Genomic DNA, 20,877 nt, shown 5'->3' on the forward strand with positions numbered 1-20,877 from the left:
CGCGAGACACCAGGGACGTATCACCTGTGACCTATGTCATGAACCTAGACACCCTCTCGGGTACAAGCTCAATCGCCTCAGCAGAGAGCGCACACGCTCAATGCCGGGGCGTTCCTGTCTGCACTGACGCGATGATCCACGAACTGCTGCATCACACGCACACGCAGAAGACGGCGGCCACCGACCCCTCCGGGCCGGCCACCGCCGCCTTTTCAGACGATCGAACGAACTACCGGCGATCGTTGGCGATCACAGCTGCGTCGCCCCCAGACTTCACGGCGCGCTCGACCCAGTCCTGAGACTTGAGCCGGTGGATGCGCATCGTGTTGGTCTTGCCGACCATGCCGATCGGGGAACCGAAGACGATGACGACGACATCACCGGGACCCGCCAGGCCGAACTCCTGCAGAGCACGGTTGACAGCGGTGACCATCTCCTCGTTGGAGCCGTAGGCCGGGGTCTTGAAGACCTGCGTGCCCCAGCACAGTGTCAGCCATGAGGCGGTTTTCACCTCGGGGGTGAAGGCGAGCAGCGGGATGTCGGCACGCAGCCGCGACATCCGGCGCGCGGTGTCACCGGACTGGGTGAAGGCCACCATGTACCTGGCACCCAGCTGGGCGCCGGAGGTGACAGCAGCCATCGCCACGACACCACCGGTTGTATGGGGATCCCATTCAATCTTGGAGATCTCGCTGAGACCGTGGGCCTCGGTGTTCTCGACGATGTTCTCCATGGTCTGGACGGTGATCACCGGGTAGGCGCCGACCGAGGTCTCGCCGGAGAGCATCACCGCGTCAGCGCCATCGAGAATGGCATTGGCCACGTCGGAGGCTTCGGCGCGAGTGGGCCGCGGCGAAGAGATCATCGAGTCGAGCATCTGGGTGGCGACGATGACCGGCTTGGCCCACTTGCGGGCCTTGCGGATGATCGTCTTCTGGATCAGCGGCACCTGCTCGAGAGGCATCTCGACGCCCAGGTCACCGCGGGCGACCATGAAACCGTCGAAGGCGTCGATGATCTCGTCGAGGTTCTCGACGGCCTGCGGCTTCTCGAGCTTGGCGATGACGGGCAGGTGGACACCGGCCTCGTCCATGATCTCGTGCACCCGATCGATGTCGGCGGCGCGGCGCACGAAGGACAGCGCGATCATGTCGAAGTCATGGGCGAGTGCCCAGCGCAGATCGTCCTCGTCCTTGGCCGACAGCGCAGGAACGTTGACCGCCACACCGGGGAGGTTGATGCCCTTGTGGTTGCTCACCGCACCCGGGACGGTGACCTTGGTGATCACATCGGTGTCGGTGACGGAAACGGCTTCCAGGCCGACATTGCCGTCGTCGATGAGGATGGTGTCCCCGGCCTTCACATCGCCGGGCAGACCCTTGTAGGTGGTCGAGGCCCGGTTGGCGTCACCGGAGATGTCATCGATGGTGATGGTGAATTCCTGGCCAGGAGCCAATTCGACCTCACCATCGGTGAAGGTACCGAGTCGGATCTTGGGGCCCTGGAGATCAGCGAGAAGTCCGACATTCTTGCCGACTGCCGCAGCAGCGGCACGCGTCTCTTCGAGACGCTTGGCGTGTTCGGAGTGGTCGCCGTGGCTCATGTTGAAGCGAGCCACATCAAGGCCCGCGCGAATCATTTCTTCCATTCGCTCCTGGGTCGCCGTGGCTGGCCCGAGCGTACAAACAATCTTGGCTCTACGCACGACCACACCCTACCGGAGGCCCGGGACGGATCAGAACTAGGGAGTACTTTTCGGAATCCCCGGACCGGATGCTTCTCACTGCTCCCGCAGAACCGACAGGGCACCGGCCAGATCAGCTGGGGGTTCAGACCTGAACTCCACGCGTTCTCCGCTGCCCGGATGCACGAATCCCAGCACCGCAGCGTGCAGCCACTGCCGATCGAGGCCCAGCTGCGCCGACATCTTCGGGTCCGCGCCGTACAGCGGATCGCCCACGCACGGATGGTGCAGTGCCGAGAGATGCACCCTGATCTGGTGGGTGCGGCCGGTCTCCAGATGCACCTTCAGCAGACTCGCATGACGCATCATCTCCACCGTCTCGTAGTGAGTGATGCTGGGCCGGCCCCCCGAGGTCACCGCGAACTTCCACTCCGAGCCGGGATGGCGCCCGATGGGTGCATCGACGGTACCGCGCAGCGGGTCAAGATGTCCCTGCACGACAGCCAGATAGATCTTGTCGACGGTGCGATCACGGAAGGCCTGCTTGAGCACGGTGTAGGCGTGCTCCGACTTGGCGACCACCATGAGCCCACTGGTGCCGACATCGAGCCTGTGCACGATGCCCTGACGTTCCTGCGCCCCCGAGGTGGAGATGCGGAATCCGGCCCCGGCCAGACCGCTGACCACATCGGGGCCCTGCCATCCCAGCGACGGGTGGGCAGCCACCCCGGCCGGTTTTTCGACCACGACGATGTCGGCGTCATCGTGCACGATGCGCATTCCCTCGACGACAGCGGGCGTCACACGAGCCATCCTGACCGGCTCGGAGAGGTCGACGTCCAGCAGCTGGCCACCCCGCACCCGGGTGGATGCCTTGCTCACCGGAACACCTGCCAGCAGCACAAGACCCTCGCCGATGAGTTCACCCACCCGCGATCTGGTCAACCCGGTCATCCGCGCGGCAGCAGTGTCAACACGCTCGCCGTCGAGCCCGTCGGGCACGTACAGCACGCTCATGAGTCGCCCCGGGCGTCCTCGTCGGCGGGACGCGGATCCGAGAACAGCATGTATGCGATGAACAGCACCGCGGCACAGGTGATGAAGGCGTCCGCCACATTGAACACGGCGAAGTGCCTGACAGCGATGAAATCGACCACGTGGCCGCGCAAAACCCCCGGTGGACGCAGCAGACGATCGGCCAGATTGCCGGCAATCCCGGCGGCCAGCATGCCGGCACAGACAGAGGGGACCCAGCCCCTGGCCCGGGGCCACACCCAGACGAGCACGAAGACGAGCGCGATGATCGCCAGCAGGCTGAACACGATGGTCACCGAGGTGCCCATGGAGAATGCGGCGCCGGAATTGAAGAGCAACTGCAGGCCCACCAGCCCGCCGAGCAGGGAGCCGGTCGGCGCACCGGAGCTGAGATGCGAGATCGCCAGCGCCTTGGTGACCCGATCCAACACGAAACCTGCCACCGCCACCAGCACCATCACTGTGCGGGTGCGACCCAGCCGGACCGCATCGCTGCGCGCCCCGCGCTGGTCTCGCGTTGCGGGCCTCTGAGAGGGAGGGGGCGTCGCCTCGGACGCGAGCTCATCCGGGGGCGTCGCCTCGGACGCCCGTTCCTCGCTCAGCGCCGTTCCTGGCGCTGCTTGCACTTGACGCACATCGTGGCCTTGGGAAATGCCGACAACCGAGCCTTGCCGATCGGGCTCCCGCAGTTCTCGCACAAGCCGAACTTCCCCTCGTCGAGCCTGCGCAGTGCGGACTCATTCTGTTCGAGCAGCTTCCGGGCGTTGGCATTGATGCTCAGCTCCTGGTCACGCTCGAAATTGGAGGAACCGACATCCGCTGGGTCTTTGCCGGCTCCGTCGATTCCCTCACCCATGAGGTTGGCGAGTTCGGCGTCGGAAGTGTCACGGGCCTTGCGCATCCGCTCGACTTCGGCGGTGAGTTCGGCGCGCACCTCCGCGACCTCTTCCTCGGTCCAGGGCTCTTCCCCGGGAAGGACTGGCAGATCGGCCGCAACGCACGCCGAAGTGTTTCCTTTCGCTGCCATCAGTTCCAACTCCCTGTCTCGTGGATCAGCTGATGGCCGAGGCTACACCTATTGTCAAGGGCTGACCCCACCCAGCCCCCGTGGAGGCAGAGAGGATCAGCCCTTGTCGCTGTGAGAGGAATTCGGCCCTTGTCCCCGGACCGAAGATCAGCTCTTGTTCTCAGACAGGAGCGCATCGATCCGCGGTGTGCCGTTCTCGTCCTTGGGCGTGAGGCTCAGGTTCTTCAGCGAACTCAGCTGACCCTGCAGGTGCGAGATGATCTTGGTGCGGTAGTCATTCTCGAAGCCGCGCAGTTGCTCGACGCGCTCGGTGAGATTGTCACGCTCACCCTCCAGCTGGTGGAACAGTTCCTCGCGCTTCGCGGCGACTTCGCCGTCGAGCGCATCGGCCCGCCGCTGGGCCTCGTGGGTGATCCGGTCTGCATTGTTGCGGGACTCGTAGTCGAGACGCGCCGCCTTCTGGGTGGCATCCTCAACCATGCTGTCGGCCTTGGCCTTGGCGTCGGTGTGCATCTTCTCGGTCTCGGTCTGGGCCTCGGTGCGCAGCTTCTGGGCATGCTCCTTGGCCTCGGAGACGAGCTGGTCGGCCTCCTTGGTGGACATCTCCAGCAGCCGGGCGGCCCAGGGGCCGGCCTCGTCGGCAGCAGTGACCACGATGTGCTGCGGGGCGCCATCGGTGGCAGCAGCGGGCGTCTTGGCAGCTTCCGGTGCAGCGGCGGCCACCGGAGCTGCGGGAGCGGACTGCACACTCTTCAGCTGGGCGCGGGCCTGGGATGCCTCGCCCTGGGCGGCCTCCAGCTCTGCGCGGAGCTGGTCGACAGTGGAGCGCAGCTGCTGGTTCTCGGCGGTGACCTGCTCACTGGCAGCGGAACTCTTGTCCCCTGCGGAACGCAGCTGGTCGAGCTGGCTGCGCAACTGCTCGTTCTCGGTGGTGAGCCGCTTCACATCGGATGACAGATGCTCGTTCTTGTCCTTCAGTTCGGCGAGTTGCTTGTCATCCACCGCAGGAGCCCCCGCCGGTGCTGTGTTCTTGCCGAGCTTCTCGTTCTCCTCGACCAGCGATGCGTAGCTGATCTCAAGTTCGTCCATGAACTTGTCGACTGAGCTGGCCCGGTATCCGTCCTCATTCGGCTTGCGTGCCATGGGGAACCGGATACTGCGAACCTCGTCGATGGACAGCGTCATTGTGCGCTCCAAACCTCGCTGCTAAAAATCGAACCTGCCCGCAGATGCGGGGTCTCGGGACGAGATTACCCTGTACAGACCCTGGCGGCTAACGGTACCCATGCAAGCCCAGCAGTTCTCACACCAGCAGAAGCCAGACGAGACGCTGGGCGACGATGACGGCGAAAAACACCACCAGGAAACCGACATCCAATCCGATGGAACCGATCCGGATGGGTTTGATGAACCGTCCGACGAATTTCAGCGGCGGATCGGTGAGCGTGTAGATGATCTCGAAGATCACCAGCACAACGCCCTTCGGTCGCCAGTTCGGCGCCAGCAGCGGCACCCAGGACAGGATCATCCGGGCGAACAGGATGTACAGGTAGATGTTGAGCAGGGTGAGCAGAATCTGCGCGACGAGGTAGGTTCCCACGGGCTCAACTCTGGTTGAAGAAACTGGATGTCGCCAGCCGCTGCTTGTCCTCGGCGGTGACATGGACATTGTGCGGGGTGAGCAGGAAGACCTTCGAGGTCACGCGGTCGATGGAACCGCGCAGGCCGAAGATGAGCCCCGCAGCGAAATCCACCAGACGCTTGGCGTCTGCATCGTCCATGTCGGACAGATTCATGATCACCGGCGTGCCGTCCCGGAAGTTCTCCCCCACCATGCGCGCCTCGTTGTAAGTGCGCGGTCGCACGCTGATGATGCGCGCCAGATCGGCTTCCTGGGGTGTCATCATGGCCGGCTGGCCAGCCATGGCCGCTGTCCCAGCCGCTGCTTCGGCCAGCGGAGGAACCGCATGGACGACTGCGCTCGGCTCCGCCGAATTCTGGGCGGGCTGCGCAGGGGCCTCGACATAGACCGACTCGCTGTACTCCTCCTCGGGCAACTGCTCGTCGTCGAAACGATCATCACCGACAAGACCCAACCAGACGGCGGCCTTCTTGACAATCTCCGGCATGAACAAGCCCCTTCTCGGTCGCGACATGGGCACCGGCCCACAGCAGTGCCGAGGTTACCCGGTCAACTCAGTCATGCTCGCCCGACGTGCCGCGCCACTCTCCAAATCAGACCGATCTGATTCCCGGTGCGGCCATGATCTCCGCGATGGCTGAAGAAGGCCTGCCCGGTGCGAGTGCAGGGGTCGAGCCTGTGCACGGTGACCCCGTCCCGCTCAAGGACGCCCTGGGCCCCGGAGCCCAGGTCCAGCGAGGGAGTCCCCCAGCTCGTGGTACACCTCAGCTCCGGGAGCACGGCGCAGGCCTGGGCCTGCATCTGGGCGGGAACTTCGTAGCAGCGCCCGCAGATGTGCGGGCCGATCCATGCCTCCAGCCGTCGCGCACCTCGCAGGCGCATCGCGGCGACGGTTTCCTGCAGCACGCCGGCGAGCAGACCCACTCGTCCGGCATGCGCACTGCCGAGGACGCCCTGGGCCCGATCTGCCAGCAGCACCGGCACGCAGTCGGCCACACGTACCGCCAGCGGAGTGTCCGTGAGGGTTGTGACCTGCGCATCGGCATGGACGAGGGCCGGCACGCCGGGCACCGCGTCGCTGAGCCAGGAGTCCGAGTCGAGGGAATGGCTGCCCGTCCCGCCGAGGGGAATCACCACCCGGCCGTGCACCTGTTTGACCACACTCACCGGGCCGAGACCCAGCCGGTCACGCAGCATCGCCATATTGGCACGCAAGGCGTCCACCGAGTCCTCGTCGGTATGGCCGAGGTTGAAGGAGGTGAACTGGCCTGTGGAGAAACCGCCGAGCCGATCGGTGAAGGCGAGGCCGATGCCATCGGTACCCGGCTCGCTCAGATAGCTGAACATGACCTGTTGGGCATCGTCACAGGCATACGGGACAGCCTCCGGGCAGGCATGCCCGAAGGGCATCGTGGTGCACCCGGACGCGCACCGGGAATCGGGTTGATCACTTCAGGAAGTCGGGCACATCCAGATCGTCGTCATCGGGCGGCGGTGGGGTGAACTGCGAGGGCTGCTGAGGACGCGACGTGTTGCGGGTCGGCTCGTCGTCGTCCTGGGCGTGTTCTCCGATGGGTGTACGCGAGGCGCTCCGCAGACCCGGGTTCTGGGGCTGGACGGGACGCGTCTGCGTCGGCAGCGCCTGCTTGGCAGCCGGTACCCGGCCGCCCGCGGGCTGGGCAGACTGTGCAGGCCGATCACGGACCTCGGCGCGATTCTGCGGGCCCTGGTCGCCCTCGAATCCGGCGGCGATGACGGTGACCCGGACCTCGTCGCCCAGCGCATCGTCAATGACGGTGCCGAAGATGATGTTGGCGTCGTCGGCGGCAGCCTGCTCTATCAGATTGGCCGCTTCACTGACCTCGAACAGGCCGAGGTCGGAACCTCCTGCGATGGACAGCAGCACACCCTTGGCGCCGTCGATGGTGGCCTCCAGCAGGGGGCTGTTGATGGCCTCCTCGGCTGCGGTCTTCGCACGGTCCTCACCGCGGGCGGAGCCGATTCCCATCAGGGCCGAGCCGGCATTGCTCATGACCGACTTCACGTCGGCGAAGTCGAGATTGATCAGGCCGGGAGTGGTGATGAGTTCGGTGATGCCGGAAACGCCCTGCATGAGCACCTGGTCGGCCTGCTTGAAGGCATCAAGTATTGCCATCTGCTGGTCGGTCATCTCCAGCAGTTTGTCGTTGGGGATGACGATGAGGGTGTCGACCTCTTCGGAGAGCCGGTCCACGCCGCCCTCTGCCTGGTTGGATCGACGACGGCCCTCGAAGCTGAAGGGACGGGTGACCACGCCGATGGTCAGCGCGCCGAGCGAACGGGCGATCTTGGCGACCACGGGTGCGCCGCCGGTGCCGGTTCCGCCGCCCTCGCCGGCGGTGACGAAGACCATGTCGGCGCCCTTCAGGGTCTCCTCGATCTCATCGGAGTGGTCCTCGGCTGCCTGCTGGCCCTTCTCGGGATCGGCTCCTGCGCCGAGCCCCCGGGTCAGTTCACGGCCGATGTCGAGCTTCACATCGGCATCGCTCATGAGCAGAGCCTGCGCATCGGTGTTCACCGCGATGAACTCGACGCCCTTGAGGCCTTCCTCGATCATGCGGTTCACCGCATTGACGCCGCCACCACCGACGCCCACCACTTTGATGACCGCCAGATAATTTTGCGACGCTGTTGCCACGGGAGTCCGCCTCTTCCTCAGTGATCCGCTTCGTGGTGACCACCGTACCGACCTGTTGCTGGGAACGATCACCGCCGGTTGGGTACAAGCGGGCCGCGCAGCCTAAGGCTATGAGAGCCGTCCAGGGGTGTCCAACGCATCCGCCGTGATGCGCACCGAGCCTCGACCTGTGGTCGAGACATTGAGTTTCCCCTCAGCTCCCCCATGGCCTGCCGTGCCGCCCCGCAGGGATACGGCGGAATGGTACGGGGAAGGAGGCCGCACTGCCTCATTTTATGGCCGGATGGGATGGCGAGGAGACATCGATGACATTGCCGGGCTGGGCGAGCAATACCGACAACAGGCTGGCCTTGAGGTCAGACTGGTCAGCACTGCCCCAGAAGATGCTCTGCTGGCGGTCCAGCACCACGAGGATGTTGTGGGGTGAACTCGCCTGCAGGGACTGCACGCGGCCGCGCACATCGGGCGGCAGAGCTGTGACCACTGTGGCCACATCGGCGAGCAATTGCTGATCCTGGGTGCTCGGCAGGTCCGCCACCGGCACCTGCTGGCGGTCCGGTGAGCTGTGGAAGATGACGCCGTGGGCGTCGATCCACTGGTACTGGTTCCCGTCCGGGCGCTGGTAGGCGATACTGCGGTCGGTGACCTGGATCTCCACCGAACTGGGCCAGGCGGGGCTGACCTTCGCCACGGCGATTGCGGGCAGTGCCGACACCCGGCCGGCTATGGCTCTGGTGTCCAGCTGAGCCAGTGGTACGCCCATCGGGACCTGGGCCGCGTCCAGGATCTGCTGCTGGTCGGCCAGCTGACTCCCCTTCACCAGGACCTGCCGGCTCACCAGAAGCGGGGAGTACACGACCACCCAGGTGAGGACCAGCAGTGCCGCCACGATGGCCGCAATGCCGAGCAGCCTGCGCCGGCGGCGATGTCGCCGGGTCTGTCGCCGCAAGATCTTGCCGGGGCCTGCGGCGGCGATCCCCTCCGAACTCATCGGCTGGCGCCGGAGCCGCCGGATTTCAGCTGCTCCAGCAGCAAGGGGCCGACCAGGGTGATGTCTCCAGCCCCCAGGGTCATCACGAGATCCCCTCCCCGGACAAGCTGGGCCAGAGCCGCCGGCAGTCGTGTCTTGTCAGCCACATAGTGCGTGTCGGCACCCGATCGGGCAGCGGCATCGGCCACCAATTGCCCTGTCACCCCCGGCACCGGATCCTCTCGCGCCCCGTAGATGTCTGTGACGACGACGACATCGGCGAGCGCAAGGGCCGCACCGAACTCTTCGGCGAATTCTTGGGTTCGGCTGTACAGGTGCGGCTGGAAACAGGCCACCAGGCGTCCGCCGGGCACGGCATGACGGGCAGCCGCCAGGGCCGCTCTGATCTCGGTGGGATGGTGCGCGTAGTCGTCGAAGAGCGCCAGCCGGCCACCGGGCAGGGGCACCTGCCCGACCGGCTGGAAGCGGCGCAGATTCCCGGCGAATGCGCTGGCACCGGCGATCAGGTCCGTGGCGTCCAGACCGAGGAGCCTGCCGGCCACGAAAGCGGCACTGGCATTCCACAGATTGTGGCGTCCGGGCACATTCAGCGCCAGCTGGTAGGAATCTCCCTCGAAGTCCAGGGTGGCGCTGGAGTGCATGCCCTCCAGGACGACATCGCGCAACCGCACGTCCGCCGAGGGATCCTCGCCGTAGCTGATCACCCGCCGCCCAGCAGAGGGCATCGCCCGTAGCCGGCCGGTGAGTTCACGGGTGCCGGTGTCATCGGCATCGATCACGACCGCTCTCACGTCGGGCCCGGTGGCGAAGCGCTCGAAGCCCTGCGCATAGCGCTCGTGAGTCCCCCAGTTGTCGAGGTGATCGGTTTCGACATTGGTGATGACGGCGATCTGGGTGGGGTACTGCAGAAAGCTTCCGTCAGACTCGTCGGCCTCCACGATGAAGGGACGACCGCTGCCGATGTTCGCGCTGGTGCGGGTGCTGGCGAGTGGAGAGCCGACGACATAGCTGGGCTCGGCGCCGGCCCGGGCCGCCATGGTGGCGATCATCGAGGTGGTCGTCGTCTTGCCGTGTGTGCCGGCCACCGACACCGTGTCGTGGCCCAGCATGAGTGCAGCCAGCGCCGCGGAGCGGTGCCAGATGCGCAGGCCCCTCCGCCTGGCCTCGACGACCTCGATGTTGTCCTCACGGATGGCGCTGGACACCACCAGGGTGGAGATGCCGTCGAGATGGGCGATGTCGTGTCCCACCCAGGTCCGGATGCCGGTGTCCGCCAGCTGGCGCAGCGTCGGGGAATCCACCTGGTCGCATCCGCTCACCGGGACACCGCGCTCGTGGTAGGCCATCGCGACGCCGCTCATGCCCGAGCCGCCCATCGCGACGAAGTGCACCGTCCCGAGCTGCTCGGGAGGGACCAGGTCCACAGGTGTCAGGAGTGTCATCGTCGGGCCTCCTCCAGGACGACTGATGCCACGCGTTGGGCGGCACCGGCTGGCATGACTCGCTGCTCGGCGGCCGACATGGCCGCGAGGCGTTCGGGTGAGGTGAGCAGCGGAATGGTCTCGGCCAGCAGACGAGCGGCATCCAACTCGTCGTCGGGCACCAGCACTGCAGCGCCAGCGTCGACCAGGGGTGTCGCATTGCGGGCCTGCTCGCCATTTCCATAGGGCAACGGAACCAGGATCGCCGGAAGGCCGACCACAGCTGTCTCCACCACGGTGCCGGCCCCGCTCCGCCCGAGCATCAGATCGGCGGCGGCATAGGCCAGGTCCATGTCGTCCACATAGCCCAGCGGATGGTAACCGGCCCCGGTGGCCCCGTCGGTGACCGGCTGGTCGTCGTCGAAGTCCCTGGCACCGATCACGTGCAGCACCTGAATGCCCTGGGCCAGCAGCTCATCGCGAGCTGCCATGGTGGCCTGGTTGAGGGACCGCGCACCGGAAGAGCCTCCGCTCACCAGCAGCACCGGCTGGTCCTCGCGGAGCCCGAAGCGTTCCCGGGCCTCGGATCGGCGGGTGTCGCGGCCCTGTTCTGCCAGCTGCGCGATGGCCTTCCGTACCGGCAGTCCGACCTGGCGGGCATCGGGCAGTGGAGTACCGGGGAAACTGGTGAGCACGGCCGCCGCGAAACGGGAAGCAACCTTGTTGGCGATACCCGGCAGGGCATTCTGCTCGTGGATCACCACCGGCACCCGGGAGAGGAAGGCGGCGAAATAGACCGGCATCGAGACATAACCCCCGAAACCGACCACGACATCAGCGTGGGCGTCCTTCACGATCCTGCGTGCCTGGTTGACCGCCCCGGTGAGCCTGGCGGGCAGCCGCAGCAGGTCGGTGTTCAGCTTGCGCGGCAGCGGCACCGCGGGGATCAGTGCCAACGGCAGGCCGGCCCTGGGGATGACCCTCTTCTCCAGGCCCTTCGGCGTGCCGACGCATTGCAGCCGCACGTCTGGATCGAGTGCACACAGCTGTTCCGCGGTGGCGATGAGTGGCGAGGTGTGACCTGCGGTCCCTCCACCAGCCAGAACGACACTGACCATCTTCATCCCTTCCTGCCGAGCACCGTGCTCACGCGCACCGGTTCGGGCTTTGGCCCTGGGGCGGCGAGGGCCTCCCGGGCACGTGGTTCATGACGCGCGGCGGCGAGCAGCACGCCGACGCCGAGGAGATCGGCCAGCAGAGCCGAGCCGCCGTAGCTGATGAACGGCAGCGGCACACCGACGACGGGCAACAGCTTCATGGCCATGGCGATATTCATGCAGGCCTGGCCCACCAGCCAGGCGGTGACCCCGGCGCTGGCGAGTCGCCAGAAGACCCTGTCGCTCTTCAGGGCGACTCTCAGTCCGGCGGCGCCGAGCACCAGGAACAGCGCGATGACCGTGAGCGTGCCGAGCAGACCCAGCTCCTCACCCAGCACCGCGAAGACATAGTCGTTGAGGGCTCCGTCGTACAGTCCTCCCCATTTGGCGCGCGAGGCTCCGAGCCCCACACCCCACCAGCCTCCGGTGGCCAGCGCATAGAGGGCATTGAGCGGCTGCTCCGAGGAGCCCACCGTGGACGACCCGCTCAAGAATGCCTCGACCCGCTGCATCCGCATCGGGGCCGAGACGATCATGGCGCCGGCGCCGGCCGCCCCGCAGGCCAGCATCAACAGCAGCGTCCAGATCGGCGCGCCGGCGAACCACAGCAGGCAGAACATGATGAAGCCGATGATGATGGCCGTTCCCAGGTCCCCGCCGACCAGCACCAGGCCGAGGATGACCGCGAAGACAGGCACGAAGGGGATGAACAGGCGCTTGGGCTGGTCCAGTGTCTTGGTGCGATTCGCGAGCACCCCGGATGCCCACAGGATGAGTCCGAGTTTGGCGAATTCGGATGGTTGCAGGCTCTGACCGCCGATGTACAACCAGTTGCGGTTGCCCTTGTCGCTGATCCCGCTGGGTGGCACCCCGAGGGGGGTGAACAGCACGAGCAGTTCAGCCAGCACGGCGCCGCCCACCACCACCCAGCCGGACAGTTTGAGGAAGTTCTCGCTGCGCCGCGACATCCACCAGGCCATCGGGATTCCGACGAACAGCCAGATGATCTGGCGGATGAAGAAGTAGTAGGGATTGCCCATGTTCGCCTCGGCGTAGACCGAGGAGGAACTGAGCACCATGAACACGCCGAGGACCACCAGCAGGCCGGCCGAGACAAGCACCAGGAAGTAGTCGGCCAGCGGACTGGCCACCAGCCGGGCAAGTGCGCCACGAAAGCCACCGGTCTGCTCGTCCGAGGGTGCGCCGGCGGCCTCGGAGAATTCCTGGTCTTCGGACGTCGCTCCCCTGCGCCGCGAGATCTCGCCGTTCTGGAACATCGTGCTCATTTCCCGTGCTGGCCTGTCACAGCACGCACGGCTGCGGCGAAATCGTCGCCGCGCGCCGCATAGCCGGGCCAGATGTCCTTCGAGGCGCAGCCAGGAGCCATGAGTACCGTGTCCCCGGCGCGGGCAAGCCGGGCAGCCTCGCTCACCGCCTCCGCCATGACGCCATGCGCACCGGTGGAGGTGCCGTCCAGCATGACGATGGGCACCTCGGGTGCATGCCTGTGCAGCGCCTCGGCGATCACCTCACGGTCGACACCCAGCAGAATCGCGGCGCGCAGCCTGTCGTGGTGGCGGGTCACCAGCTCGTCGAATGATGTTCCCTTGGCCTGGCCACCGGCAATCCAGACGATGTTCTCGAAGGCTCGCATCGAGGAATTCGCGGCATGCGGGTTGGTGGCCTTCGAATCGTCCACCCAGCGCACCCCCTCGTCCTCGGCGATGGTCTCAATTCGGTGCCCGCCCAGCCGCAGATTCAGCAGGCCCTGTTTCACCGCCGTGGCCTGGACGCCGAAGCTGCGCACCAGGGCAGCAGCTGCGAGCGCATTCTCGACATTGTGCGGGGCGAAGGGGTGCACGTCATGGATGCTGGCCAGCGGCAGCGCTGAGGTCTGGCGTTGCTGGACGAAGGCCCGGTCCACGATGAGCTCGTCGACCACCCCGAGTTCGGCGACCTGTGGGATGCCGGAGGTGAAACCGATCGCGCGGGCACCCTCCACCACATCGGCCTGCTCCACCATTTCCCGGGTGGCGACCTCGGCCACGTTGTAGACGCACGAGTGCTGCACGCGCTGGAAGATGCGCGCCTTGTCGGCGCCGTAGGCGGCCATCGCGGCAGCGGTGTCACCGGCGTAGGCGTACCACTCCAGGTGATCGGGATGCAGATTGAGCACGGCGGCAGAGTGCAGGCTCAGCGAGCTGGACCAGTGCAGTTGGAAACTGGACAGTTCCACGGCGAAGACCTGATAACCGACCGGATCGTTGATCGCCTCGATGATGGGACGGCCGATGTTGCCCACGGCAGCGGACCGGTATCCGGCCGCCTGCAGCATGGAGTCCACCATCTGCGTGGTGGTGGTCTTGCCATTGGTACCGGTGACACCCAGCCAGGGCACCACACGGTCGGGGTGCATGAGCCGCCAGGCCAGCTCGGGCTCCCCCCAGATCGGGGTGTCGCGAGCAGCGGCGGCCGCCAGCAACGGCCAGTCGGGGCGCCAGCCGGGCGAGGTGATGACCACATCGGCGTCCGCGGGCAACGCCGCGGTGGAACCCGGGCCGAGCCGCACCGTCGCGCCGAGGGTGTCCAGCAGAGTGGCCCGCTCGCGAAGGGTGTCGGTCTCGGAGTCGTCGAGCACGGTGACCCTGGCGCCCAACTCCAGCATCGCGTCGGCCGAGGCGAAACCTGAGGTGCCGAGGCCGGCCACCACCACATGGGCTTGCGGCCACGGCGCAGTCCGATCCGCCGTGGCGATCCACTTCCTGACCGAACTCATGTCGTGCGAATTCACCATCCCCACACCCATCCGCCGTAGAAGAGTCCAAGCCCTGCCGCCACTGTCACTCCGCAGATGATCCAGAACCGCACGACCACCGTGGCCTCGTCCCAGCCGACCAGCTCGAAGTGATGGTGCAGGGGCGCCATCTTGAATACCCGTTTGCCGCCGGAATATCTGAAGTAGGTGACCTGGATCATCACCGACAGGGTCTCGATGACGAACAGCATGCCGAGCAGGATCAGCAGCAGTTCGGTGCGGGTGTAGATCGCCAGGCCGGCCATCGCCGCTCCGAGAGCCAGTGAACCCGTGTCGCCCATGAAGATCTTCGCCGGTTTCGCATTCCACCACAGGAAGCCGAAACAGGCTGCGGCGAGCGCGACGGAGACCACTGCCAGGTCGTTCGGATCTCGCACGTCGTAGCAGCGCGCCGAGACAGCCCCGCCGTGGCACAACTGGTTCGACTCGAAGATGCCGATGAGCGTGAAGGCCGCGAAGACCATGGTCGACGCACCGGTCGCCAGCCCATCCAGGCCATCGGTGAGGTTCACCGCATTGGAGAAACCGGTGATCAGCACCACCATCCAGATGATGGCCAGGACGACCGGCAACCGCAGCCAATCGATGTTGTGCGTCAGGGATATGTAGACGCTGGCCGGCCGCGCTCCGACATTTCCACCCGGTGAGGGGAAGAGGAGCGAGGCCACCGCGAAGGCGACGCCCACGCTGATCTGCCCGACGAGTTTGGCCCGCGGCGTCAGCCCCAGCGAGCGCTGCTCGCTGATCTTGGTCCAGTCGTCCAGGAATCCGATGAATCCGGCGGCCGTCAGCAGGGCCATCAGGAGCACACCCGAAATGGTGATCCGGGATCCGGAGATGAGATGGGCGAGGAAATAGCCGACCACGGCGGCAGCTATCAGTACCGCACCACCCATGGTGGCGGTACCGCGCTTGGTGCGATGGGTGGTGGGCCCGTCGTCGCGGATGAATTGTCCGTAGCCACGATGCACGAGGAAGACGATGAAGTACTTGGTGCCGATGAGCGTCGCGACGAGCGCGACCACTCCGGCAGTCAGAATCGTGATCACCTGGGCACCCTTCCCTCTCCCGCGCCGGTGCTGCGGCGCAGCAGCTCGGCAGTGACGTCCTCCAGGTGCAGCACCCTGCTGGCCTTGACGAGCACGACATCGCCGGGACACAACTCTATGAGTCCAGGCACGTCCTGCCGTTCGGCGCGCCGGGCGAGTGCACCGCCAGCACGCGCGGCATCGGCGACGGTGGCACCGAACTCACCGACGCCGATCACCTCGGTGATGCCCGAGCGCGCCGCCTCGGCCGCCACCTCGGTGTGCAACCGCGCCGCCTGCGGGCCCAGCTCGGCCATGTCGCCGAGCACCAGGATGGTGCGGGCCTTCGGATGTCGGAGCCTGCGTGACTGCCCGATGGCGGCAAGCGCCCGGATCGCTGCCAGCGTCGACTCCGGGTTGGCGTTGTAGCAGTCATCGATGACTGCCGCCCCGCCCGGGGTCTCGTGCAGTTCCATCCGCAGCGGCGACCTGGTGGTGGCCTGGCTGAGTGCGCCGGCAACGGTGCCGAGGTCGAGCCCCGCGGCCAGCGCCATGGTGGCGGCAGCCACCGCATTGCGCACCTGGTGGGCGCCGATCAGGCCGAGATGGACGGTCTCGGAGCTCCACTCGCCCTCGGTGTGCACGTGCAGGCTGAAGGAGCCGCGCTGCAAGTCATCGAAGCTGATGTGGTCCGCCGTGACGGCCAATTCGGCGCGGGGGGCGGGCGAAGACCCGGCCGCCCCGTCCGACACCGACCAGCGGGCAGTCCGGGCGTGAGTGCGCGATTCCATCGCGTCCACCCGTGGGTCGTCGGCATTGAGCACTGCCCAGCCGTCGGCCGGCAGCGCCTCGACGATCTCGCCCTTCGCCAGCGCGATCGCGTCCTGGGAACCGAAGATTCCCAGGTGTGCGGTGCCCACATTGAGCACCGTGGAGACGATCGGCGGGACGATCCGGCACAGATTCGCGATGTGGCCGACATTGCGGGCACCCATTTCACTGACCAGGAAGCGAGTGGACTCGTCCACCGCGCAGGCGGTCAGCGGTACGCCGATCTCGTTGTTGTGATTGCCCAGCGGGCTCACCGTGGGACCTGCCGCCATGAGGATCTGGGCGAGCAGGTCCTTGGTGGAGGTCTTGCCGCTGGATCCGGTGATGGCGAAGGTGATCATGCCGCGGGCGATCTGCTCGGCGACCAGGCCGGTGGCCAGTGCGGTCAGTCCCTGCTGGGTGTCGGAGACGACGAGCAGCGGGATGCCGGCATCGGTCACGTGCCCGACCAGCGCCGCTGCGGCGCCCGCCGAGGCCGCATCCGCTGCCAGATCGGAGCCGTCGACATGACTTCCGGGCAGCCCCACGAACAGGGAGCCAGGACCGACCCGACGGGTGTCGATGACGACATCTGGCCCGACGCGCACGTCTGCCCGCCCCACCACCCGGCATGGGCAGCCGTGATCCTCGATGATCCGGGCCAATTCACCTGTAGTCCTGCTGAGCACCTCAATGTCCCTTCGGCTCGCTGTGGAGTTGTGCCCACTGCCGTGTGACTTCCGCGACGTCGTCGAACGGATGACGCACGCCCTCGATCTCCTGTGTTGTTTCGTGACCCTTGCCGAGCACTGCCAGCGCATCGTCGGGGCCTGCCAGTCGCAGCGCCATCCCGATGGCATGGGAACGGTCCCCACCGTCGAGCACCTCGACTCCGGGGTGCCCCGCGGCGCCGCGGAGCAGTTCGGCGCGGATGGCAGCCGGATCCTCGCTGCGCGGATTGTCATCGGTCACCACGACGACATCGGCGTGCTCAGCTGCGATGTCACCCATCGGGACTCGTTTGGCCTTGTCCCGATCGCCACCGGCTCCCAGCACGACGATGGTGCGGCCGTGCAGTGCGCTCAGTGCCGACTCCACGGCCTGCGGGGTGTGCGCGAAGTCCACATAGACCCGCGGCGCGCCCGGCCCCAGATGGACCCGCTGCATGCGGCCCGGCACCTGGGCGTGTGCCATGCCAGGCACCGCCTGATCCAGGTCGATTCCCGCCTGGTCGATCATCGCCACGCAGGTGGCAGCATTGGCGACGTTGTAGCGGCCGGGCAGAGCGATGTCGATGCCGAGCCGGCGCCCGGCGGCGTCCAGCTCGATGTGCTCGCCGCCCTGCTCGTTGGGCTCGAAGGACAGCACCCGGTAGTCGCGCCCGGCGTCGAATCCCGTGGTGACGACCTCCGGTGCCCCGGCAGAGCGGGCCCTTTCGACCAGGATCCGGCCCCACGGGTCGTCGGCGTTGATGACCGCCCGGCGGCACATGGCCGCGGTGAAGAGTTTCGCCTTGGCCTCGAAATAGGCCTCTTGGGTCTTGTGGAAGTCGAGATGGTCGCGACCCAGATTGGTGAAGCCGGCGACATCGAAATAGACGCCGTCCACCCGCTCCTGGTACAGCGCCACTGACGAGGCCTCCATGACCACCGCAGCGGCTCCGCCCTGTCTCATCACGGCGAGCAGGGCCTGCAGATCGCTGGACTCCGGGGTGGTGATGGTGGTGCGCGAGCTGGGGAGCGTCCTGGCGTCCAGCCGGAAACCGTTGGTACCGATCGTCCCGACATGAAGGCCGGCGGCGGCCAGCGCCGCCTCGACGAGGAAGGCCGTGGTGGTCTTGCCGTTCGTGCCGGTCAGGCCGAGCATCAGCAGGTGCTGGGCGGGCTCGCCGAAAAGTCTTGCCGCCAACAGCGCCATGGCATGACGCGGATCGGCGGCCACCACCACCGGGATGCCCTGTCCCTCGGCCAGCCGCGCACCTTCGGGATCGGTGAGGACGGCCACCGCGCCCTGTGCAGCTGCCTGACCGGCGAAGCGGGCGCCGTGCGTCCTGGTGCCGGGCAGGCCCACATAGAGACTGCCGTCACCTGCGGCCCGTGAGTCGAGTTCGATGTCGATGATTCCCAGGTCGGCGGCACCGGCCGGGATCTGCAGATCGAGCCCAGCACCCAGCTCGGACAGCGGTACCCGGCCGGGCAGGTGGGGGCGCAATGCACGAATCGTGGACGCGGGGGTGTTATCGCTGGTGGTCATCACGGCTCATAGGTCAGGGGTTCGGTATCGACAGGGACATCCGCCTGCGGAAGCACACCGTAGCGAGGCAGGGCAATCTGCATGAGGGACCGGCACACCGGACCGGCAACCGTGGCTCCGTACTGACCATGCACCTGCACCGTCGTGTAGACGAGGATCTGCGGGTCGTCGAGCGGGGCGACAGTGACATAGGAAGACATGTACAGGTCGGTATCATAGCGGCCGGTTGCGGGGTTGATGGTCTGCGCAGTTCCCGACTTGGCGCCCATCTTGTAGCCGGTGATCATCCTCGAGGACTGCCCAGTTCCACCGGCGGTCACCGCCTCCATGGTGTCGCGCACCTGGGCACTCGCCTGTTCGGAGATCACTCTCCGGCTGGTCTGGGCCGGCAGGCTCACCGGGTGGCCCTGCCCGTCCGTCGCGGACTTCAGCAGGGTCGGCTGATGATAGATGCCGCCATTGGTCACACCCGCCAATGACGCCGCCATCTGTATGGCAGTCACCGACATGCCCTGCCCGAAGGCGATCTGGTCGAGGGTGTAGTCAGCCATGTCGGCCGAGGGAAGACTGCCGGGACTCTCGCCGGGCTGCTGGATTCCGGTGACCGAACCGAGGCCGAAGGAGGCCAGATAATCCCGGAACCTGGCCTTGTCCATCTGGCGGGCCACCAGGGCAGCGCCGATATTGGACGAGTAGTACATCATTCCGCGCACGGTGAGATTGCCGGAGTGCGTGGAAGCATCGTTGATGTAGCCGCCACCCGACTCCAGCTTGCCCGGCACCTGGATCTTGGTGTCAGGCGTGATGAGTCCGGCATCCATCAGGGCGGCCACCGTGAACACCTTCTCCACCGAACCTGGCTCGTAGGCGTCGGTCACCGCACGATTGCCGAGACTGGCCGCCGTGGAGGCACCGGGATTGTTCGAGTCGAAGCTGGGAGCGGTGGCCATCGCCAGCACTTCCCCGGTCTTGGCATTCATCACGATGGTGGAGCCCGAGATGGCCTTGGCACTGGTCAACTGGCTGCTGAGGATCTGCTGGGCCTGGTACTGCAGGCCGGCGTCGATGGTCAGGTCGTAGCTGGTGCCGTTGGTGGCCGACTTGAGGGTGGAATGGCCGAGCGGAATCCGCCCGTACTGGCTCGACTCGAACTGCTCGTAGCCCGGGCTGCCGGAGAGCTTGTCGTTGAGGTAGTACTCCAGCCCACCGGCACCGGCGCCCTCGGAGTTGACGAATCCCACCACATTGGACGCCAGGGTGCCCGAGGGATAGACCCGCACCGGGTCATCCTCCTTGGTGATTCCGTAGAGGCCCTTGTCACCGAGGTCATCGGTGACCTTGCTCAGTGCAGTGAGCATTTGCTGGTAGGTGTCCGCGGGCACCTTTGCCGCCAGCACCTGGTACTGGTTCGGTGTGCCATCGGACTGAGTGGTCTTGCGCAGGCCGGGCAGGAAGTCGGATGTTGAGCCGCCCAGATAGTTCACCAACACCTCGGCGATCTGGCGTGGCGTCTGGTCGGCCAGCCGGGCCCTCTGAGTTGCGTTGAGCGAGGCCGGGTTGTAGCCATTGGTCGCGATCGACGCCGGGTCCGCGATCACCTTGACTGCGGGCTGGGTGCTGGCGAGCACCTCGCCATTGCGATCCAGCAGTGATCCCCGGGTGGGCTGCAGGGTTCGCTTCTGGGTCATCCGGTCGGCCGCCGCAACAGCGTTCGCTGACGAGTCGAAGCCCTGCAGGGTCACCGCCCTGCCCGCCAGAAGCGTGATGATCAACGCGATCAGCGCCAGGAAGACCTGGATTCTGCGCACCGGCGAGGCCAGGTGCAGGTGATGGGGACGAGGGGACCGGGGCTGTGAGGCAGGACGGTGCGCAGAGCCGTGCTGGCGATGGGGGTGCGTCGAGCCCAGCTGCCTGCCGGTGGCGTGCCGGCCGGCCGGCGCCCGGCCCTGACGAGAGGAATCACCCGAATTTGGCGGCGTCGGACCTTTTCTGGTCGCCATCAGCGAGGCCCCGTCCCGCCGGTGGCCGGCGAAGACGCAGAGCTGGCCGAAGAAGTGGGCGCGGATGTGCTGACCGTGGGCGTGGACACGGCTGGGCTGCTCGGCGCAGCGGCACTCGAGGCCGAGGACGTCGCCGAGCTGACCGGTGCGGCAGGGATGATCGAGATCTGAGGTGTCGGGGAAGCCACCTGGGAGGGCACGGCCACCCCAGGCAGATCGCTCGCCGCCGCCGGCGGCGGGCTCCCCCCCACCACGGCCGCGGGCATCACGCTTGTCGCCCGCGTGGTGGTGGGGCCCCGGCGCACGTTGGCGGGCGGGGGCGCCCGCCCCACGGGGG

The 20,877-nt window shown here is 66.6% G+C and carries 19 protein-coding genes; 1 reads left to right on the forward strand and 18 read right to left on the reverse strand.

Annotated features, from left to right (window positions below; all coding sequences use genetic code 11):
• Positions 1-229: 229 nt before the first annotated feature.
• The 18 genes from pyk to ABF648_RS09500 all read right to left on the reverse strand — a co-directional run bounded on the left by pyk (position 230) and on the right by ABF648_RS09500 (position 20,348).
• Positions 230-1,705 (reverse strand): pyruvate kinase, encoded by a 1,476-nt coding sequence (pyk, locus tag ABF648_RS09415; protein ID WP_415632027.1) that lies wholly within the window; start codon positions 1,703-1,705, stop codon positions 230-232.
• Positions 1,706-1,780: 75 nt separating this feature from the next.
• Positions 1,781-2,701 carry an RluA family pseudouridine synthase gene (locus ABF648_RS09420; protein WP_415632028.1) on the reverse strand — a complete coding sequence of 307 codons (921 nt, stop codon included), beginning with the start codon at positions 2,699-2,701 and terminating at the stop codon, positions 1,781-1,783.
• Entirely contained in the window at positions 2,698-3,177 is a 480-nt protein-coding gene (locus ABF648_RS09425; protein ID WP_415632044.1) for a signal peptidase II, read from the reverse strand. Before ABF648_RS09425 ends, ABF648_RS09420 begins: the two co-directional genes overlap by 4 nt.
• A 140-nt stretch (positions 3,178-3,317) precedes the next feature.
• Entirely contained in the window at positions 3,318-3,746 is a 429-nt protein-coding gene (locus tag ABF648_RS09430) for a TraR/DksA family transcriptional regulator (protein ID WP_415632029.1), read from the reverse strand.
• A gap of 147 nt (positions 3,747-3,893) precedes the next feature.
• Entirely contained in the window at positions 3,894-4,931 is a 1,038-nt protein-coding gene (locus ABF648_RS09435; RefSeq protein WP_415632030.1) for a DivIVA domain-containing protein, read from the reverse strand.
• A 118-nt stretch (positions 4,932-5,049) separates the two neighbouring features.
• Positions 5,050-5,346, reverse strand: coding sequence for a YggT family protein (locus tag ABF648_RS09440; RefSeq protein ID WP_415632031.1), 297 nt, complete (start codon positions 5,344-5,346; stop codon positions 5,050-5,052).
• A gap of 4 nt (positions 5,347-5,350) precedes the next feature.
• The gene (locus ABF648_RS09445; RefSeq protein ID WP_415632032.1) at positions 5,351-5,875 is read right to left on the reverse strand and encodes a cell division protein SepF; all 525 of its coding nucleotides are present in this window, start codon (positions 5,873-5,875) and stop codon (positions 5,351-5,353) included.
• Between the two features lie 71 nt (positions 5,876-5,946).
• Positions 5,947-6,735, reverse strand: coding sequence for a polyphenol oxidase family protein (locus ABF648_RS09450; protein ID WP_415632045.1), 789 nt, complete (start codon positions 6,733-6,735; stop codon positions 5,947-5,949).
• Positions 6,736-6,835: 100 nt separating this feature from the next.
• Positions 6,836-8,065, reverse strand: a complete 1,230-nt coding sequence (gene ftsZ / locus ABF648_RS09455; RefSeq protein WP_415632033.1) for a cell division protein FtsZ — start codon at positions 8,063-8,065, stop codon at positions 6,836-6,838.
• 268 nt (positions 8,066-8,333) lie between these two features.
• Complete coding sequence (locus ABF648_RS09460; RefSeq protein WP_415632034.1) at positions 8,334-9,056, reverse strand: cell division protein FtsQ/DivIB; 723 nt, start codon at positions 9,054-9,056, stop codon at positions 8,334-8,336.
• Positions 9,053-10,498 (reverse strand): UDP-N-acetylmuramate--L-alanine ligase, encoded by a 1,446-nt coding sequence (gene murC / locus ABF648_RS09465; RefSeq protein ID WP_415632035.1) that lies wholly within the window; start codon positions 10,496-10,498, stop codon positions 9,053-9,055. Before murC ends, ABF648_RS09460 begins: the two co-directional genes overlap by 4 nt.
• Positions 10,495-11,595, reverse strand: a complete 1,101-nt coding sequence (gene murG / locus ABF648_RS09470; protein ID WP_415632036.1) for an undecaprenyldiphospho-muramoylpentapeptide beta-N-acetylglucosaminyltransferase — start codon at positions 11,593-11,595, stop codon at positions 10,495-10,497. Before murG ends, murC begins: the two co-directional genes overlap by 4 nt.
• Before the next feature lie 2 nt (positions 11,596-11,597).
• Positions 11,598-12,920: a putative lipid II flippase FtsW gene (gene ftsW / locus ABF648_RS09475; RefSeq protein WP_415632037.1), complete on the reverse strand. Its 1,323-nt coding sequence runs from the start codon at positions 12,918-12,920 to the stop codon at positions 11,598-11,600.
• Positions 12,917-14,410, reverse strand: coding sequence for a UDP-N-acetylmuramoyl-L-alanine--D-glutamate ligase (gene murD / locus ABF648_RS09480; RefSeq protein WP_415632038.1), 1,494 nt, complete (start codon positions 14,408-14,410; stop codon positions 12,917-12,919). Before murD ends, ftsW begins: the two co-directional genes overlap by 4 nt.
• An 11-nt stretch (positions 14,411-14,421) precedes the next feature.
• Positions 14,422-15,498, reverse strand: coding sequence for a phospho-N-acetylmuramoyl-pentapeptide-transferase (mraY, locus tag ABF648_RS09485; RefSeq protein ID WP_415632039.1), 1,077 nt, complete (start codon positions 15,496-15,498; stop codon positions 14,422-14,424).
• Complete coding sequence (locus ABF648_RS09490) at positions 15,495-16,976, reverse strand: UDP-N-acetylmuramoyl-tripeptide--D-alanyl-D-alanine ligase (protein ID WP_415632040.1); 1,482 nt, start codon at positions 16,974-16,976, stop codon at positions 15,495-15,497. Before ABF648_RS09490 ends, mraY begins: the two co-directional genes overlap by 4 nt.
• Position 16,977: 1 nt before the next feature.
• On the reverse strand, positions 16,978-18,540 hold the full coding sequence (locus tag ABF648_RS09495) for a UDP-N-acetylmuramoyl-L-alanyl-D-glutamate--2,6-diaminopimelate ligase (protein WP_415632041.1): 1,563 nt from the start codon (positions 18,538-18,540) through the stop codon (positions 16,978-16,980).
• Positions 18,540-20,348 carry a peptidoglycan D,D-transpeptidase FtsI family protein gene (locus ABF648_RS09500; protein WP_415632042.1) on the reverse strand — a complete coding sequence of 603 codons (1,809 nt, stop codon included), beginning with the start codon at positions 20,346-20,348 and terminating at the stop codon, positions 18,540-18,542. Before ABF648_RS09500 ends, ABF648_RS09495 begins: the two co-directional genes overlap by 1 nt.
• A 213-nt stretch (positions 20,349-20,561) precedes the next feature.
• On the opposite strand from ABF648_RS09500, the gene ABF648_RS09505 reads away from it, so the two are divergent.
• Positions 20,562-20,711: a hypothetical protein gene (locus ABF648_RS09505; protein ID WP_415632043.1), complete on the forward strand. Its 150-nt coding sequence runs from the start codon at positions 20,562-20,564 to the stop codon at positions 20,709-20,711.
• The last annotated feature ends 166 nt before the right edge of the window (positions 20,712-20,877 follow it).

It is taken from the genome of Propionibacterium sp. (genome assembly GCF_047719395.1).
Taxonomy (GTDB): Bacteria; Actinomycetota; Actinomycetes; order Propionibacteriales; family Propionibacteriaceae; genus Propionibacterium.

Excerpts from the sequence above, each read along its gene's own strand:
- ABF648_RS09420 (WP_415632028.1), bottom strand. The coding sequence starts at position 2,701 with ATGAGCGTGCTGTACGTGCCCGACGGGCTCGACGGCGAGCGTGTTGAC.
- ABF648_RS09430 (WP_415632029.1), bottom strand. The coding sequence starts at position 3,746 with ATGGCAGCGAAAGGAAACACTTCGGCGTGCGTTGCGGCCGATCTGCCA.
- ABF648_RS09425 (WP_415632044.1), bottom strand. The coding sequence starts at position 3,177 with ATGGTGCTGGTGGCGGTGGCAGGTTTCGTGTTGGATCGGGTCACCAAG.
- ABF648_RS09450 (WP_415632045.1), bottom strand. The coding sequence starts at position 6,735 with ATGTTCAGCTATCTGAGCGAGCCGGGTACCGATGGCATCGGCCTCGCC.
- murG (WP_415632036.1), bottom strand. The coding sequence starts at position 11,595 with ATGGTCAGTGTCGTTCTGGCTGGTGGAGGGACCGCAGGTCACACCTCG.
- ABF648_RS09435 (WP_415632030.1), bottom strand. The coding sequence starts at position 4,931 with ATGACGCTGTCCATCGACGAGGTTCGCAGTATCCGGTTCCCCATGGCA.
- ABF648_RS09495 (WP_415632041.1), bottom strand. The coding sequence starts at position 18,540 with ATGACCACCAGCGATAACACCCCCGCGTCCACGATTCGTGCATTGCGC.
- murC (WP_415632035.1), bottom strand. The coding sequence starts at position 10,498 with ATGACACTCCTGACACCTGTGGACCTGGTCCCTCCCGAGCAGCTCGGG.
- ABF648_RS09445 (WP_415632032.1), bottom strand. The coding sequence starts at position 5,875 with ATGCCGGAGATTGTCAAGAAGGCCGCCGTCTGGTTGGGTCTTGTCGGT.
- ftsW (WP_415632037.1), bottom strand. The coding sequence starts at position 12,920 with ATGAGCACGATGTTCCAGAACGGCGAGATCTCGCGGCGCAGGGGAGCG.
- ABF648_RS09460 (WP_415632034.1), bottom strand. The coding sequence starts at position 9,056 with ATGAGTTCGGAGGGGATCGCCGCCGCAGGCCCCGGCAAGATCTTGCGG.
- murD (WP_415632038.1), bottom strand. The coding sequence starts at position 14,410 with ATGAGTTCGGTCAGGAAGTGGATCGCCACGGCGGATCGGACTGCGCCG.